The sequence below is a fragment of the Aurantiacibacter sp. MUD11 genome (assembly GCF_026967575.1).
Lineage (GTDB): Bacteria > Pseudomonadota > Alphaproteobacteria > Sphingomonadales > Sphingomonadaceae > Alteraurantiacibacter.
In genome coordinates, this window is sequence record NZ_CP114054.1 from 1,830,495 (window position 1) to 1,847,529 (window position 17,035).

Annotated in this window: 13 protein-coding genes; 5 read left to right on the forward strand and 8 right to left on the reverse strand. The window is 65.4% G+C overall.

Annotated elements, in window-relative coordinates; translation table 11 throughout:
• Nucleotides 1-8 precede the first annotated feature (8 nt).
• Complete coding sequence (locus OZN62_RS09075; RefSeq protein ID WP_269099293.1) at nucleotides 9-1,238, reverse strand: serine hydrolase domain-containing protein; 1,230 nt, start codon at nucleotides 1,236-1,238, stop codon at nucleotides 9-11.
• Between the two features lie 77 nt (nucleotides 1,239-1,315).
• The gene (locus tag OZN62_RS09080; protein WP_269099294.1) at nucleotides 1,316-2,125 is read right to left on the reverse strand and encodes a CmcJ/NvfI family oxidoreductase; all 810 of its coding nucleotides are present in this window, start codon (nucleotides 2,123-2,125) and stop codon (nucleotides 1,316-1,318) included.
• A gap of 76 nt (nucleotides 2,126-2,201) precedes the next feature.
• On the opposite strand from OZN62_RS09080, the gene OZN62_RS09085 reads away from it, so the two are divergent.
• Both OZN62_RS09085 and OZN62_RS09090 read left to right on the forward strand, forming a co-directional pair.
• Nucleotides 2,202-3,605, forward strand: a complete 1,404-nt coding sequence (locus OZN62_RS09085) for an MFS transporter (RefSeq protein ID WP_269099295.1) — start codon at nucleotides 2,202-2,204, stop codon at nucleotides 3,603-3,605.
• 264 nt (nucleotides 3,606-3,869) lie between these two features.
• Nucleotides 3,870-6,449 (forward strand): TonB-dependent receptor, encoded by a 2,580-nt coding sequence (locus OZN62_RS09090; protein WP_269099296.1) that lies wholly within the window; start codon nucleotides 3,870-3,872, stop codon nucleotides 6,447-6,449.
• A 112-nt stretch (nucleotides 6,450-6,561) separates the two neighbouring features.
• On the opposite strand, the gene OZN62_RS09095 is transcribed toward OZN62_RS09090, so the two are convergent.
• Both OZN62_RS09095 and OZN62_RS09100 read right to left on the reverse strand, forming a co-directional pair.
• Nucleotides 6,562-6,846 carry an integration host factor subunit beta gene (locus OZN62_RS09095; protein ID WP_269099297.1) on the reverse strand — a complete coding sequence of 95 codons (285 nt, stop codon included), beginning with the start codon at nucleotides 6,844-6,846 and terminating at the stop codon, nucleotides 6,562-6,564.
• A gap of 148 nt (nucleotides 6,847-6,994) precedes the next feature.
• Nucleotides 6,995-7,333, reverse strand: coding sequence for a GntR family transcriptional regulator (locus tag OZN62_RS09100; protein ID WP_269099298.1), 339 nt, complete (start codon nucleotides 7,331-7,333; stop codon nucleotides 6,995-6,997).
• 223 nt (nucleotides 7,334-7,556) lie between these two features.
• Between OZN62_RS09100 and OZN62_RS09105 the strand changes: the two genes are divergently transcribed.
• Genes OZN62_RS09105 through OZN62_RS09115 form a run of 3 tightly spaced genes read left to right on the forward strand, consistent with a single transcriptional unit; the run spans nucleotide 7,557 to nucleotide 11,925 of the window.
• On the forward strand, nucleotides 7,557-9,152 hold the full coding sequence (locus tag OZN62_RS09105; RefSeq protein ID WP_269102142.1) for a peptide MFS transporter: 1,596 nt from the start codon (nucleotides 7,557-7,559) through the stop codon (nucleotides 9,150-9,152).
• 5 nt (nucleotides 9,153-9,157) lie between these two features.
• Complete coding sequence (locus OZN62_RS09110) at nucleotides 9,158-10,552, forward strand: amidohydrolase (RefSeq protein WP_269099299.1); 1,395 nt, start codon at nucleotides 9,158-9,160, stop codon at nucleotides 10,550-10,552.
• Entirely contained in the window at nucleotides 10,549-11,925 is a 1,377-nt protein-coding gene (locus OZN62_RS09115; RefSeq protein WP_269099300.1) for an amidohydrolase family protein, read from the forward strand. Before OZN62_RS09110 ends, OZN62_RS09115 begins: the two co-directional genes overlap by 4 nt.
• 37 nt (nucleotides 11,926-11,962) lie before the next feature.
• Here the strand turns inward: OZN62_RS09115 and dxs are convergent, their stop codons facing one another.
• The 4 genes from dxs to purH form a co-directional block, all read right to left on the reverse strand.
• Nucleotides 11,963-13,912 carry a 1-deoxy-D-xylulose-5-phosphate synthase gene (gene dxs, locus OZN62_RS09120; protein WP_269099301.1) on the reverse strand — a complete coding sequence of 650 codons (1,950 nt, stop codon included), beginning with the start codon at nucleotides 13,910-13,912 and terminating at the stop codon, nucleotides 11,963-11,965.
• A 75-nt stretch (nucleotides 13,913-13,987) separates the two neighbouring features.
• Entirely contained in the window at nucleotides 13,988-14,452 is a 465-nt protein-coding gene (locus tag OZN62_RS09125; RefSeq protein WP_269099302.1) for a Fur family transcriptional regulator, read from the reverse strand.
• Nucleotides 14,453-14,505: 53 nt separating this feature from the next.
• Complete coding sequence (gene msrA / locus OZN62_RS09130; protein ID WP_269099303.1) at nucleotides 14,506-15,132, reverse strand: peptide-methionine (S)-S-oxide reductase MsrA; 627 nt, start codon at nucleotides 15,130-15,132, stop codon at nucleotides 14,506-14,508.
• A 277-nt stretch (nucleotides 15,133-15,409) separates the two neighbouring features.
• Nucleotides 15,410-17,032: a bifunctional phosphoribosylaminoimidazolecarboxamide formyltransferase/IMP cyclohydrolase gene (gene purH, locus OZN62_RS09135; protein WP_269099304.1), complete on the reverse strand. Its 1,623-nt coding sequence runs from the start codon at nucleotides 17,030-17,032 to the stop codon at nucleotides 15,410-15,412.
• Nucleotides 17,033-17,035 lie beyond the last annotated feature (3 nt).

The following is a 17,035-nucleotide window of genomic DNA, read 5'->3' on the forward strand; positions in this document are numbered from 1 at the left end:
ATTGTCCTTCACAGGCAGGAGTAAACCGCGTCGATCAGGCGCCGCGCGCGCGGCCCGTTGTCGCCGACGGCGTGCATCTGGTTGCAGCAGTAAGAGAAGCCGAGGCGCGCATCGGGATCGCCGAAGCCGATCGATCCGCCGAGGCCGTGGTGGCCGAAGCTGCGCATATTCGGCCCCATGTAGACGGCCTCGGGCGTGTTCAGCAGCACGCCGTTGGCCTGGTGATAGGGGCGATCCTGCAGCAGCTCGATCTGGTTGTGCTGCTCCGTGATCATGGCTTCGAGCTGGGCGTCGGAAAGCAGGTCCACGCCGTCCACTTCGCCCGTGGCCGCCCCGTAGATGCGGGCGACGCCGCGGGCATTGCCGTGGCCGGAGCCACTGGCGATCTCCACCTCGCGCCAGCGCGGCGAGTTCATGGTGGTATGCCAGGGTTCGTCGGCGTTCTGCAGGAACGCAAAGCTGCGCAGCGTCGCGCCGTCCTGCCAGCCTTCGGGCGTGGTCGGCTTGTCCGGCACCGCCTGGTCCTTCGCAGCGAACAGCCGCGCCTTGGTGTTGGGCAGCACTTCGGCGACGTGGCTCTGCTCCTCCGCGCTCATGCCGCCGATGTAGTATTCCGCGCCCAGCAGCCCGGTGACGTTCTCGCGCAGGAACGGGCCCACGCTCTTGCCGGTCACCCGCCGCATGATCTCGCCCAGCAGGAAGCCCTGGTTGTGGACGTGGTAGGCCGCGACCGTGCCCGGCTCCCACAGCGGCTCCTGCACCTCCAGCGCCCGGATGTAGCCGTCGTAATCGAGCAGTCCGCCGGGATACATGACATCGGTCGTCAGCACCGGGATCGCCGCTGTGTGATCGAGGATCATGCGGACGGTGATGCTTTCCTTCCCGCCCTGCGCGAATTCTGGCCAGTACTGCGCCACCGGCGCGTCGAAATCGACCAGCCCCCGGTCCGCCACCATGTTGAAGGCAATGCCGGTCACGCCCTTGGCGACGCTCATCATGCAGACGGTGGAATGGGCATCCCACGGCTGCGACCTGTCGGCGCGCGCCCAGCCGCCCCACAGGTCGACCACGGTTGCGCCGTCGACGACGGCGGAGCAGCCCGCGCCCAGTTCTTCCTCGACCCGGAAATTCTCGGCGAAAGCCTCGGCCACCGGCAGGAAGCGTTCCTCCACCCGGCCATGCAGCGCATAGGAACCCCCGCGCGCCTCTACCTCTTTCGTCCAATCGACGATTGCCACCAGTACTCTCCCCTCGTTGAGCCGTTGACGACTCTAACGGTCGTTAGCGTAGGCGAGGCTGCCGCCTTGCTTCAAGCTCAATCGAAGAAGGCGATGGTGCGCAGCTCGATGCTCTGGCGCGGCGCAGCGTCGGGCGGCGTATCCGGCGCCTCGAACGCGGTGTGCGCGGTGAACTGCACGGCATCCTCATCGGTATCGAACAGCTTGAAGACGAACATCTCCCACGGCTGCATGTGCGGCACCCACATCCAGCGATGGCCCGGCGCATAGGCAAGGTTGAAGCCCCACAGCGAGAAATTCACCCCGCCCAGTCCGCCGACGATCTCGCTGGGAAACAGGTCCTCGCGTTTCACCGTGCTGGCATCGCACAGCGCAAAGGGCGCGCTTTCGACCATGGTGATGGGGCGCCACAGGTTGAACAGCATGCGCCGCTTGGTGAGCAGCTCTTCCGCCTCGTCCTCGGGCAGCAGCAGCCGCGTGTAATCGGCCGTGGTCTTCTCGCCATAGTCGACATGCGCGCCGTTGGCGGGCTGGTTGTGCCCGTGCGTGCCGGTGGCATTGGTGCGGCGGATCGCGCCGAAGCTGATGACCTTGCTGGCGCCCGTCAGCCGCTGGACCGTGTCCTCGCAATAGCGGCAGTACTTCGCCAGCTCTTGGGGATCGTCATAGTCGCTGACCGGCGATGCCTCATCCAGCAGCACGAACCCGTTGCGATCGAAGGACAGCTGGTCCTTCTCCGGCCGCATGTCGTGCACGGTGACCGTGTGGTCCTCGCCCGGCCAATAGCTCTTGTCGCGCTCGCCTGCGTAGAAGGTCGCCTTCTCGCCGCGCACGACATAGCGAATGGTCGCCTCGACATCGCAGGTGATCGTATCGGTATCGCTCATCGGTATTCTGCCCTCTCCCCGGCACCAATGCTTTGACCAAAGCCTGCGCCCATTTTAGCGTGCGGGTCAAGCCGCCATGCAGCGGCGCTGGAGGGAGAGGGGAATGGCAACTGGCGCGCAGGAGCTGCCGGCGGACGATCCGCGGCAGGTGTTGGGCAACCGGCGGATGACGCTGCCGCAATATGGCGTGGTGGCGATCTGCGTGCTCGTCAACATGATCGACGGCTACGACATTCTCGCCATCTCGCTGGCCGGCGCATCGCTGCGCGAGGCCTGGGGCCTGTCGGATGCGGCGCTCGGCACATTGCTGGCGATGCACCTGGTCGGCATGGCGGTGGGCGCGCTGTCGGTCTCGCCCGTGGCGGACCAATGGGGCAGGCGCCCCGCCATCCTCACCTGCCTGATACTGATGAGCGTCGGCATGGCGGCGGCGGCACTGGCCGATGGCTATGCGACGATGGTGGCGGCGCGCTTGCTGACCGGCGTCGGCATCGGCGGGATGACCAGCACGGTTGGCATGATCGCGCTGGAATATGCCAGCTTCCGGCGGCGCGAATTCTCCGCCAGCGTGGTCGCCTCGGCCTATCCGGTGGGGACGATGATCGGCGCGGCGGTCGCCGCCAGCGCGCTGCAGGGCTTCGACTGGCGAGCGATCTTCTGGGTCGGCGCGGCGCTGTCCGCCGTGGTCTTCCCGATTGCCCTCATCGGCCTGCCGGATTCGGTCGACTTCCTGCTCAACCGCCAGCCCAAGGGCGCGCTCGAGAAGACCAACCGCGTACTGCGACGCATGGCGATTCCGGAAATCGCCAAGCTGCCACCCAAGCCCGAAGGTTCGAAGAGCGCCGTGCTGCTGGAAATCAAGCAGCCGATGCACGTGCGCGAGCTGCTCAAGCTGTTCCTCGCCCATGCGCTCAACATGTTCGCCTGGTACTTCATCCTGCAATGGGGTCCGGTGCTGGTGAGCGAGGCCAGCGCCTCCCCCACGGCATCGGCCACCTACCAGAACTGGTTCTCCATCGGCGGGGTGATCGGCGGCATGACGTCGGGTTTCCTGTGCGGGGTGATCGGGGTGAAGCGGATGATGTGGTTCACCATGCTGGCGATGGCGGCGCTGATCGCGCTGTTCGGCCAGTTTGCCACCGATGTCTCGATGCTGTGGCTGCTCGCCCCCTTCATCGGCGCGGCGCTGTTCGGCTCGGCAACGGCCAACTGGCTGACGATTGCCTATGCATTTCCGCCGCAATTGCGCGCCACGGGCCTCGGATTCGCCACCACGGCCGGACGCGTGGGCGCGGTCGGCGGCCCCTTCGTGGGCGGCCTGCTGCTCAACACGCGGGAGACCGGCGTGCTGGAGCTTGGCGGGGCCTCGATCCCGCTAACTCTCTCAATTGCCGGGGTTTGTCTGGTAATGGCGGTTCCGGCGGTGCTTTCTGCCTCGACCTTTACCTTCGCGCGGCGGATGGAACCGTTGCGTAAGTAACTAATTCGCTAAGCCAATCCACCTGTTGCTAGATTGCGACAAAAGGCCCTGCATGCTTCGATTCATGCGTAAAGCGCCTTGAATGTAACGAGCGTGATTGTACAACGACGGGTGGAGAGGAGTATTGGTGGCGTAGGTGCCAGAGAGACACCGCGCGCAATTCTCGCTTCCTTGCCAGTTGCCCACGCCGCTTCAAAGCGGTGGGGCATTACAGCACCGAGCAGGCCGATCGTGGGAGACGGCCTGCCTAAGGGAGGATGCCTGATGAAGTTCAAGAAGCTAAGCGTTGCTTCAACCTTGGCCATTGCCACGTGCCTCAGCACGCCGGCGCTGGCCCAGGACGAAGGCGCAGACGAAGGTAATGACGGTCGCACCAACGTGATCGTCGTTACCGCAGAATTCCGCGAAGCGGATCTGCAGGAAACGCCAATCGCTATTACCGCGGTGAACGCAGAAATGCTCGCCGCCCGTGGCCAGACCGACATTGCGCAAGTCGCCGCACAAGCGCCCAACGTGACGCTGCGTCCGCAGCCGCAGAACGGTGGTTCCGGCCTGATCGCCTTTATCCGTGGCGTCGGCCAGGTCGACTTCAACTACGCGCTTGACCCGGCAGTCGGTGTCTATGTGGACGACGTCTACATCCCGACGCTGTCGAGCTCGCTGCTCGAGCTGGTCGACCTCGACCGCGTGGAAATTCTGCGCGGCCCGCAAGGCACGCTGGCCGGCAAGAACTCGCTGGGTGGTGCCATCAAGTTGTTCTCCGCTCGTCCGCGTGGCGACGGTTCGGGCTCGCTGCGTGCCGAATACGGCTCGTTCAACACCATCTCGCTGCGCGGTATGGCGGACTTTGCCATCACCGATAACCTCGCAGCGCGTGTTTCCGGCATGGGCCGCGCTAGCGATGGCTATGTCGACATCGTCGATTATGGCCTGACGCATCCCGGTTCGAACGTGCCGGGCAACAATGCCCGCGGTCGCGGCAACTTCGGTTACGAGACTATGGGTGGTCAGAACATTGCCGCCGGGCGTATCGCTCTCGAGTGGGAGCCGAACGATCGCCTGAACGTGTATGTGTCTGGTGACTTCACTCGCGAGGATTCGGACGCGGTTCCGGTCGTCGCCCTAGCTGCCGGCCTGCCGATCAGCTCGACGAACCCGACGTTCGATCCGTTCTCCACCAACCCGGCCACCAATGCCAACGGCGGCGCCTGGCTGCCCGGTGAAGACGGTAACCCCGTCCCGCTGACTTGCGCCTTCGTGCCAGCCGGCCCGTTCAGCTGCGACACGGCCAACCTGAGCGCGCTCGGTTTCGATCCGCGTTTTGTCAGCTATTCGAACTTCCTCGACGGCATGGAGCCGACGCAGCAGGCTCCTTACAAGCCCTATGCAGCTCTGCCGATCACCGAGTTCGAAGGCTGGGGCGTAATGTCGAACATTACCTACGACATTACCGACAACCTGCAGTTCGTGGCCATCGGCTCCTACCGTACCTACACTTCGCGGTGGGGCCAGGACCAGGACGCCACGCCGATCCCGGTCGCGCAGCTCGACAACCAGCTCGACCACGAAGCATGGAGCGCCGAGGTGCGTCTGAACTTCGAGGTCGCCGAAGGTCTGCTGCAGGGCACAGTGGGTGGTTTCTATCTCGACCAGGACGGCGAATACACCGCACGCGTTGACCTCAACTATGCGGGTATCGACTTCATTCACGGTCCGGACACCACGCCCAGCACCACGCAGGCACTGTTCGGCACGTTGACTTTGACGCCGAACGACGTGTTCAGCATCACCGGCGGCATCCGCTACACCGAAGACGAAAAGATCTACACCTACTTCCGCTCCAACCCGGACGGAACGGTGCCCTTCGTCGACGCTGACAACCTGTTCGTGCCCGGCGTGCCGGTTTGCGAATTCTTCCTGGGTGCTCCGACGGCTGGCCCGACCGGCCTCGGCAATACGCCAAACTGCCTGCTCACCGGCCTGTTCAACATCTCGGACGGCTTTGAAGGCGATCGGTGGGACTGGCGTATCGTCGGCAACGTGCAGGCGACGGACGACATCCTGCTCTACGCTTCGGTTTCAACCGGGTTCAAGGGCGGCGGTGTGAACCCACGTCCGTTCTTCGGCCCTTCGGCCGGCGAGTGCGACGCACCGGGTTACGTTGCTCCGGCGCCGTGTAACCAGCTGCGTTCGTTCAATCCGGAAACGATCACGACCTACGAGGTCGGTTTCAAGATCGATGCCCTGGATCGTCGCCTGCGCGTGAACGGTGCGGCCTTCTACAACGATTACCAGGACATCATCCTGACGCTTCCGGCTTGCCCCAGCGTCCCCTGCCTCCAGCCCCGTAACGTGGGTGAGGCCGAGGTGAAGGGCTTCGAACTGGAAGTGACGGCCTATCCGACAGAAGGCCTCTCGTTCGACGGCTCGCTGAGCTACATCGATTTCGAATACGATGCAGCTTCGGTGGCGCCTGCCGGCCTGACCGGCAACGAGATCACGCCGTACACCCCGGAATGGACCTGGAGCATCGGCGCGCAGTATGATTACTTCACGTCTGGCGGCTCGATGATCAGCGCCCGTTTCGACGGTAGCTACCAGTCGACCATCTACACCGACACGTTCAACACGGTCTGGTCGGAAATCGACGGGTACTTCATCGGCGGCGCCCGCCTGGCTTACACCGATCCGGACGACGAATGGACGGTGGCCCTGCGGGTCGATAACCTTTTCGACGAGTACTACTTCCTGTCGAAGAGCGACATCACCCGCTCGCTGGGCATGGTCACCGGCGTGCCGGGCCGGCCGCGCACCTGGAGCGTGTCGGTCGAACGCCGCTTCTGATCTGAAGGGGGCCTCCGCTTCGGCGGGGGCCCTCCTCCAGGCCAAGGCCAAAGAAAAAGGGGTGCGGACCACACGGTCCGCACCCCTTTTTCATGCGCCTTGTTAGCAGCGATCAGCCGTTGGGATTGAGCCGCTCGCGCATTTCCTTGCCCGGCTTGAAGTAGGGCACGCGTTTGGCCGGCACGTCCACCGCTTCACCGGTGCGCGGATTGCGACCGACGCGGGCATCGCGCTGGCGTGTCGAGAATGTCCCGAAGCCACGCAGTTCAACTCGGCCACCCTCGGCCAGCCGCTGAGTGATTTCGTCAAAGAAAATATCGACGACTTGTTCGATTTCCTCTGGCCGCAGATCAGGATTGTCTGCGGCTAGGGCCTGGAGCAGTTCGGACCTTATCATTCTTTCCCCCGAAGGTAACAACTGCCAATGCAGTTGCAGCCAGTGTTTGGCGCCGACCCGATACGCCGCTCACAGGCAAACCTGCCAGAAGGAAACGCCCGGCGCAATCACCCCAGGCAAATTTTGTGTCAATTTGTATCAGGATCGGTCAGGCGTGATCGAGCAGCTCCGCCGGATCCAGTCCCAGCCGGTCCATCCGCTCCCGAATGGCGGGCCATTCCTCGCGCAGGAAGGCCTCGCGCTCGGCCTGGCGAAGCTTGTCCGCCGCCCCTTCGCGCACGAACATGCCGACTCCGCGCTGCACGCGGATCAGGCCATCGGCCTGGAACTGCTGGTAGGCCTTGGCCACGGTCAACGGGTTGGCGCCCTGCTCGGCAGCGAAAGCGCGGACCGACGGGAGCATTTCCCCTTCGGGGTAGCGCCCATCGATGATGGCCGCCGCGATCAATTCGCGCAGCCGGAGATAGACGGGACGGGTATCAGCCATAGGTGACCCACTGCCATAATACAGCGGGTCGGGTCAAGCAATTGCGCCAAAAAAGGCGGTTTCAGGCGCAACTTCATGGCTTCACATGGGCGAAACAATCGCTAGGGTGCCCGCTTCGTCTCGAAAGAACATGCGCGCGAAACGCGCCGGTGTTGGGGAGCCATCCAAAGTGACACTAGAAGAAATCATTGTCGCGACAGCGGCGACATTCCTCGTCCTGCTGCTGATTGCCGGCGGCGCCATCGTCGGTTCGAAAGAACCGGAATTCGCCGGACATCCCAAGGGCTTGTTCGTGCTGTTCTTTGCCGAGATGTGGGAGCGCTTCTCCTACTACGGCATGCGCGCCCTGCTGATTTTCTACCTGACCCAGCACTGGCTGTTCAACGACGAGAAGGCGAGCGTGATCTACGGCGCCTATACCGCGCTGGTCTACATCGCCCCGGTGCTCGGCGGCTACCTGGCCGACCGTTACCTCGGTCAGCGCAAGGCGGTGCTGTTCGGCGCCGTGCTGCTGACTTTCGGTCACTTCTTCATGGCGTTCGAGGGCGCGGGCGGACAGTCCGACCCGATGATCGACGTGTTCTGGCTGGCGCTGGCCTTCATCATCGTCGGCTCGGGCTTCCTCAAGGCGAACATCTCGGTGATCGTCGGCCAGCTCTATCCGCGTACGGATATTCGCCGCGACGGTGCCTACACCATCTTCTACATGGGCATTAACGTGGGCGCGGCCGTCGGCACGATCATCGCCGGTTACCTCGGCCAGACCTATGGCTGGGCATACGGCTTCGGCGCTGCCGGCATCGGCATGCTGCTGGGCCTGATCGTCTTCGTCGTGTTCAAGCCGCTGCTGCTGGGCAAGGGCGAAAGCACCGTGCCCGAAAAGCTCGACGCCCCGTACATGGGCATCAAGTTCGAGTGGTTCCTCTACATCGTCGGCTTCGTCGCCGTCGCCGTCACCTGGTGGCTGGTGCAGAACCAGGCGGTCGTCGGCACGATCCTCGGCGTGTTCGGCCTGATCCTGGTGCTCTATGTCATCTGGCAGGCGATCAAGCTGGGCGGACACGACCGCGACCGGATCTTCGCCGCGATGTTCCTCATCGTCGGCTCGGTCCTGTTCTGGGCGCTGTTCGAACAGGCCGGCTCCTCGCTCAACCTGTTCACCGATCGCTATGTCGATCGCCAGGGCGTCGACGCCTCGATCTTCCAGTCGATCAACCCGATCTACATCATCGCCCTCGCCCCGCTCTTCGCCACGCTGTGGACCTGGCTGGGCAAGAAGGGGCTGGAGCCTTCCACCCCGGCCAAGTTCGGCCTGGCGATGATCCAGCTGGGCGCCGGCTTCCTGGTGCTGGTACTGGGCGCAAACTCGGTCGGCATGGAGAACATGACCCCGGTCATCTTCATCTTCCTGATCTACCTGCTGCACACCACCGGCGAGCTGTGCCTCTCGCCCGTAGGCCTGTCGGCGATGAACCGCCTGGCCCCGGCGCACATGGCCTCGCTTATCATGGGCACCTGGTTCTTCGCCTCGGCCACCGGCAACTTCGTCGCCGGCCTGATCGCCGCGGCGACCGGTTCGGAAGCGGCTTCGGGTGAAGGCGCTGCCAAGGAAACCGTGCTCGCGGTCTACAGCCAGATCGGCTGGATCGCAGTCGGCGTGGGTGTGGCGGTGATCGTGATCAGCCCGCTGATCAAGAAGCTGATGCACCTCGACACGCTGCGTGACGACAACGTGGGCGACGACCTCGAAGGCATGGCCGAAGCCGGCATGGAAGCCCAAGAGGGCGGCATCCACCCCACCACCAAGCCGAAGGGTTAAGCGATATGGGCCGTTTTTTCAGCAAGGGCGGCCCAGCCGCCCTCCTCGCGGGCAGTGCGCTACTGGCACTGTCGGCTTGCACCACGGGTGACAGGGGCTCAGCCCTCGCCAGCACGCCGGCCGCGGCGAGCGCGGAGGAAGCCTATCCTTCGACCTACCAGCGCTTTCCGGGCGTCCCGACGGCCATCGTCGGCGCGACCATCTACGATGGCGCTGGCGGGCAGATCGACAACGGCGTGGTGCTGTTCGCCGATGGCGAGGTTGTCGCCATCGGCGATGCCAGCCTGGCGATCCCGGCGGGCTACACCCGCGTGGACGGCACCGGCCGCTACGTGACGCCGGGCATCATCGATATCCACTCGCACCTGGGCGACTATCCGACGCCCTCGGTCGACGCGCATAGCGACGGCAACGAGGCAACCGATCCGACCACGCCTGAAGTCTGGGCCGAACACTCGGTCTGGCCGCAGGACCCGGGCTTCAGCCGCGCGCTGGCCAATGGCGGTGTCACCACGCTGCAGATCCTGCCCGGCTCGGCCAACCTCATGGGCGGCCGCTCGGTCACCCTGCGCAACGTGCCCAGCCGCACGGTGCAGGGGATGAAGTTCCCCGGCGCGCCCTACAGCCTGAAGATGGCCTGCGGCGAGAACCCCAAGCGGGTCTACGGCAATCGCACGCGCATGCCCTCCACCCGCATGGGCAACTTCGCGGTCAACCGGCAGACCTGGATTGAAGCGCAGCAATACATGGCCGAGGAGAACCCCGACCGCGACCTGGCGATGGAAACGCTCGCCGGCGTGCTGCGCGGCGAGATCCTGGTGCAGAACCACTGCTACCGCGCCGACGAGATGGCACTGGTGCTCGATATGGCGGAAGAGTTCGGCTACCGCGTCTCCGCCTTCCACCACGCGGTGGAGAGCTACAAGATCGCCGACATGCTGCGCGACCACGAAGTGTGCAGCGCGGTCTGGGCCGACTGGTACGGCTTCAAGATGGAAGCCTACGACGCCATCCCCGAAAACGCCGCGATGATCCACCAGCAGGGCGCCTGCGCGGTGATCCACTCGGACGACGAGAACGGCATCCAGCGCCTCAACCAGGAAGCCGCCAAGGCGCAGGCCGACGGCCGCCGCATGGGGATCGACATTCCCGATGCCGACGTGATCAGCTGGATCACCCTCAACGCCGCCCGCGCCATGGGCATTGCCGACATGACCGGCAGCCTCGAGCCCGGCAAGATGGCCGACGTGGTGCTGTGGAACGGCGATCCGCTGTCGATCTACTCGCGGCCCGAGATGGTCTGGATCGACGGTGCGGTGATGTACGACATGAACGACCCGGCGATGCGCCCGGTGAGTGACTTCGAGCTCGGCCAGCCCGGTGAAGGAGATGTGAAATGAGCGCGCTTCGCCTTCTTACCGCCGCCTCCGCCATCGCGCTGGGCAGCATGGCCCTTCCCGCCACGGCGCAGGACGTCGCCATTACCGGAGCCACCGTGGCGCTGGGCGATGGCAGCGACCCGATCGAGAACGCCACCGTCGTGGTCCGCGGGGGCCGCGTGGTCGCCGCCGGTGCCGGGGTCAGCGTTCCCGCAGGCATGACCGCCCTCGACGGCAGCGGCATGTGGGTGACGCCCGGCCTGTTCGCTTCGATCACCGACCTCGGCCTCGTCGACGTCGGTGCCGTGTCGGAGAGCAACGATATCGATGCCGACGATTCGCCTTTCGGCGCGGCGCTGGATGTCGCCCCGGCGATCAACCCGGCCGCGCAGGACTTCGGCTACAGTCGCGCTGGCGGCGTGACCCGAGCCAGCGTCGCTCCGGGCGCGGGGGCCTCGATCTTCGGCGGACAGGGCGCCGTGGTCGATCTCGGCGCGGACTTCGATGCCGTGACCGTTCCGCGCGCCTTCCAGGTCGTGGAAATGGGCGAGCGCGGCGCACGCCTTGCCGGTGGCAGCCGCACTTCGGTGTACGCGCTGTTCCGCAATGCGCTGCGCGAGGCAGGCACTTTCGGCGAGGCCGCCCAGCTGCGTACCAGCGGTTCGAGCCAGGGCAGCACGGGCGGCGAGATCGGGATCGATTCCCGCACGTTCGGAACCGACCGGTCCGGCGACGTGCTGCTGACCCGCTTCGACGCTGCCGCGCTGGTGCCCGTCGTGCACGGCGAACAGAAGCTCTACGTCATCGTCCACCGCGCTTCGGACATCCTTTCTGTACTGGCTCTGCGCGAGGAATTCCCCGCGCTCGATATGGTACTGGTGGGCGTGACCGAGGGCTGGATGGTGGCAGACCAGATCGCCGCTTCGGGTGTGCCGGTGTTGACCGTCGCGCTGAACGACCTGCCCGCCAGCTTCGAGCGGATTGCCGCCACGCAGAGCAATGTCGGCCGCATGGTCGATGCCGGCGTGACCGTGGGCATCGCCGGTTACGAAAGCAGCGGCGACCACCCGCGCAACCTGCCGCAGCAGGCGGGCAACATGGTCGCTCTCAACCGTATTCCGGGCGCCAGCGGCCTCACCTGGGGCGAGGCTTTGGCCGCCATTACTTCGGTTCCGGCAGCTATTGCCGGGCTTGAGGGACAGGCAGGCGTGCTCGCCGAAGGTGCCTTTGGCGACCTGGTGGTGTGGGACGGCGATCCGCTGGAGCTGAGCTCGGCCCCGCTGCGCGTCTTTATCGAAGGCGTGGAGCAGCCGCTCGACAACCACCAGACCCGCCTGCGCGACCGCTATCGTTCGCTCGACGAAAGCGAGCGGCCGCTGGGTTACGTCAGGTAAGTAGAGGGGCCGGTTTCGCAACCGGCCCTTCAGCCTCTCAGGCCCGCGCTTCTTCCACGCGCTCGCTCTCATTGGCGCTGTTGTGGCGCAGGGCGCTCAGCACCGTGTCCACGATATGCGGGGCGTTGAGTCGAGCCTCGTCGTACTGCTTCACCGGATCGTCGTGATCGATGAAGGTGTCGGGCAGGCGCATGGTGCGGATCTTCAGGCCACCGTCGGTCAGGCCTTCGTCGCTGGCCATGGTCAGTACGTGGGCGCCGAGGCCGCCGATGGCGGCTTCCTCCACCGTTACCAGCACGTCGTGCGTGGCGGCCAGCTTGCGGATCAGCTCCTCGTCCAGCGGCTTGGCGAAGCGCATGTCGGCAATGGTGGTGGCAAGGCCCTTGGCTTCCAGCTGGTCGGCGGCCTTCTTGGCCTCTTCCAGCCGCGCGCCGAGCGAGAGGATGGCGACCTTGCCGCCCTTCTCCACGTCGCCACGAACGATCCGGCCCTTGCCGATTTCCAGCTTCTGCAGGACGGTCGGCATCTCCACGCCGACACCGCTGCCGCGCGGATAGCGGAAGGCGATCGGGCCTTCGTCATGCTCGGCGGCGGTATAGGTCATGTGCGCCAGTTCCGCCTCGTCGGCGGCAGCCATGACCACGAAGTTCGGCAGGCTGGCGAGATAGGTGATGTCGAAGCTGCCGGCATGGGTGGCGCCATCGGCGCCCACCAGACCGGCACGGTCGATGGCGAAACGGACGGGCAGGTTCTGGATCGCCACGTCGTGCACCACCTGGTCATAGGCGCGCTGCAGGAAGGTCGAATAGATTGCCGCGAACGGGCGCATGCCCTGCGCCGCGAGACCGGCAGCGAAAGTCACGCCGTGCTGTTCGGCGATGCCGACGTCGAAGGCGCGTTCCGGGTGCGCCTGGGCGAACTTGTCGACGCCCGTACCGCTCGGCATGGCGGCGGTGATGGCGCAGATGCGCTTGTCGGTATCGGCCAGCTTGGCCAGCGTTTCGCCGAACACGTTCTGGTAGGCGGGCGGCCCGGCCTTGGACTTCGCCTTCTCGCCGGTCACGACGTCGAACTTGGGGACGCCGTGGTACTTGTCGGCGCTGCTTTCCGCCGGCTCGTAGCCCTTGCCCTTGGTGGTGACGACGTGGACCAGGATCGGGCCCTGCTCGCTGTCGCGCACGTTCTCCAGCACCGGGATCAGGTGGTCCAGGTTATGGCCGTCGATCGGGCCGACGTAGTAGAAGCCCAGCTCCTCGAACATGGTGCCGCCCATGGCCATGCCGCGAGCATATTCCTCTGCCTTGTGCAGCCGGTCGTGCACGCGGCGGCTGATCTTGCCGGCCACCTTGGAGGCGAGCGAGCGCAAGCCGAGGTATTCGCTGCTGGAGACCATGCGCGCGAGGTAGGCGGACAGGCCGCCCACCGGCGGGGCAATCGACATGTCGTTGTCGTTGAGGATCACGATCAGGCGATTGCCCGCCTGTTCGGCATTGTTCATCGCCTCGTAGGCCATGCCCGCGCTCATCGCGCCGTCGCCGATGACGGCGATCGCCTTGCCCGGCTTGTCGTTCAGCTTGTTGGCGACGGCAAAGCCGAGGCCCGCCGAGATCGAGGTGGACGAGTGCGCCGCGCCGAACGGATCGTATTCGCTCTCGCTGCGCTTGGTGAAGCCCGACAGGCCCCCACCCTGGCGCAGCGTGCGGATGCGATCGCGCCGGCCAGTGATGATCTTGTGCGGATAGGCCTGGTGGCCCACGTCCCAGATCAGCCGGTCTTCGGGCGTGTTGAACACGTAGTGGATGGCGACAGTCAGTTCGACCACGCCAAGGCCGGAGCCGAGGTGGCCGCCGGTCGAGCCGACGGCGTCGATCATTTCGGCGCGCAGTTCGTCGGACAGCTGGCGCAGCTGGCCAGCCTCCAGCTTGCGCAGGTCGGCGGGAGTGTCGACGGTGTCGAGCAGCGGAGTATCCGGGCGGGGATTCGTCATCGGATGGCCTTACATGGACTTTTCTGGCCTGTCGATTAACGGTTCATCGACAGAATTGCACGTTTCATCGTGGCGTCAGGAGGAGCAGTCCCGGCACAGTCCGCGCAGTTCTACCACCGGGCGCACATTTGAGTAGCCCGCCTTTCGGCCAGCCTCTATCAGGGCCCCGGTCAGGCTGTCGTCGTCGAAATGGTCCGCCTGGCCGCAGTCATCGCAGATCAGGAAGATACAGTCGTGATGGCAGCCGGGATGGGTGTTGGCGAGATAGGCGTTGGCGCTCTCGATCCGGTTGGCAAGGTTGGTGCGCACGAACAGGTCGAGGATGCGATAGACGGAGTTGGCGGCCACGCGCTTGCCGCGCTTCTGGCCCACCAGTTCGGCGATGTCATAGGCGCTGGCAGGACGTTCCTGCTCGGCCAGCGTGCGGAACACGTCCTCGCGCATGGCGGTCCACTGTTCGCCCGCTTCGGCCAGCACCTTGCCGGCCTCGTCGACCAGCTTGTCGCCGGAATGTTCGTGATGGTGATGATGCGATGCCATGCGCCCTACATAGGAGCGCTTGCGGCGCGCGGCAATCTACGCTTGTCCCCGGACTAGCCGGTGCGGAACCGCGCGCGCCAGAACTGCGGGAAGTTCTCGCGCAGCGCCTCTACCTTGGGCGCGTCCCAGCGGCGGATGTAGGCGCTGTCGGGATTATGCAGCATGTAGTCCTGGTGGTAGTCTTCCGCCGGGTAGAACTCGCGGTAGTTCTCGATCGCGACGACGATCCGGCGGTCCCAGACACCCGAATTCTCCATCTGCTGCAGATAGGCCTGCGCGACTTCGCGCTGCTCCTGCGACATGGGAACGATGGCGCTGCGGTAATGCGGGCCGCGATCCGGCCCCTGGCGGTTCATCAGCGTCGGGTCCGCCCCGACGGAGAACAGGATCTGCAGCAACTGGTCGTAGCGAATGACCGAGGGATCGTAGGTGACGCGCACGCTTTCCGCATGGCCGGTGGTGCCGGTGACAACGCGGCGATACTGGGCAGTGGCGGCGCTGCCGCCGTGGAAGCCGGACACCGCGCTGGTGACGCCGCGCGTATGGCTGAAGATCGCCTCGATGCCCCAGAAACAGCCGCCCGCGAAGATCGCCGTCTGCAAGCCTGTCTCACTGGCCTGCCGCGTGGCGACGGGGGCGTCGAATACCTCTTCCGCGAGAGCGGCGTGAGGGACGGACAATGCCGCGAGGCTCAGGGCCCCGGCGGCAAGTAGCGATTTCAAATGCATCAAGCTCCTCCGAGTGTCGGCAGGATATTCGCTGCAAGTATTACAGCGGTTACCGCGAAACCCGCAAGGAAGGAGCGATAGAATTCGGCGTTGAAGAGTTCCATTGGGGGGAAATCCAGAAATTCGGTCGTGTTCGTGCGTTCGCCGTCGGGGATAGCCCCCTGTTACTTTCCAACGACTGAATTTCCACCGCGCTCGCCGTTCAGCAAGCACGGTTCGTCGCACATGGTTAATGGCGGAAGTGCCGCATGCCGGTGAAGACCATGGCGATACCCGCCTCGTCGGCGGCGGCGATCACCTCGTCGTCGCGCATGGAGCCGCCCGGCTGGATCACCATCGTCGCCCCCGCCTCGACCGCGCTCAGCAGGCCGTCGGCGAAGGGGAAGAAGGCGTCCGAAGCCACCGCGCTGCCCACGGTGCGCGGCTCGTCCCAGCCGGCAGCCTCGGCCGCCTCGCGCGCCCGCACGGCGGCAATGCGCGAGGAATCGCGGCGGTTCATCTGCCCCGCGCCGATGCCCGCCGTCGCGCCGTCCCTGGCATAGACGATGGCGTTCGACTTGACGTGCTTGGCCACCTTCCAGGCGAACAAGGCGTCGGACACTTCCTGCGGCGTCGGCTGGCGCTTGGTGACGACCTTGAGATCGCCCTCCCCGATCACGCCGTTGTCGCGCGACTGCAGCAGCATGCCGCCGGCGATGGTCTTCATCTGGAAGCCGGGGCGATCCGCCCTGGGCAGCTCGTCCACCAGCAGCAAGCGCAGGTTCTTCTTCGCTGCGAAAGCAGCGCGCGCCGCATCGTCGGCACCCGGCGCGATCACGACTTCGGTGAAGATCTCGCAGATCGCCTGGGCAGTCGGGCCGTCGAGCGGACGATTGACCGCCACTATGCCGCCGAAGGCCGAGACGCTGTCGCAGGCCAGCGCCTGCTGCCATGCCTCGAGCAAGGTGGAAGCCTGCGCCACGCCGCACGGGTTGGCGTGCTTGACGATCACCACGGCGGGATCGCCGCCGGCGAATTCCGCCACCAGCTCCAGCGCCGCATCGGCATCGTTGTAGTTGTTGTAGGACAGTTCCTTGCCCTGCACCTGTTCGGCCTGCGGCACGCCCAGCGTGCCTGCCGCCTGCGGCAGGTAGACCGCCGCCGCCTGGTGCGGGTTCTCGCCGTAACGCAGCTCGTCCTTCTTGGCGAAGGCGAGCGGCATCTTGTCGACGAAGGGGGTGGCCTTGAGCGCCTCCGGCCCCAGCGGGTTGGAAAAGGCGTCGCCGAAGGCGAACCAGTTGGCGATGGCCGCGTCGTAGCTCGCCGTCTTGGCGAAAGCCTTGGCCGCCATGCGGGTGCGGAAGGCCAGCGTCGTCGCGCCATCGTGCTCGGCCAGTTCCTCCACCAGCTCGCCATAGTCTTCCGGATCGGTGACGATGGTGACGAACTGGTGGTTCTTGCTGGCCGAACGCACCATGGCCGGGCCGCCGATGTCGATGTTCTCGACCACGTCTTCACGGCTGGCGCCGCGCGCGACGGTTTCCTCGAACGGGTAGAGGTTCACCACCAGCAGGTCGATCGCGCCGATATCGTGCGCGTCCATCGCCGCCACGTGGTCCGCATCGTCGCGCACCGCCAGCAAGCCGCCGTGCACCTTGGGGTGCAAGGTCTTCACGCGGCCATCCATCATTTCGGGGAAGCCGGTGATGTCGGACACGTCGAGCACGTCCAGCCCGGCTTCGCGCAGCGCCCGTGCGGTGCCGCCGGTGGAAACCAGCTCCACCCCGCCCTTGGCCAGCTTTCCGGCCAGTTCGACAACACCCGTCTTGTCGGACACCGAAAGCAGCGCCCGCTTGATGGCAACGTCAGTCATGCG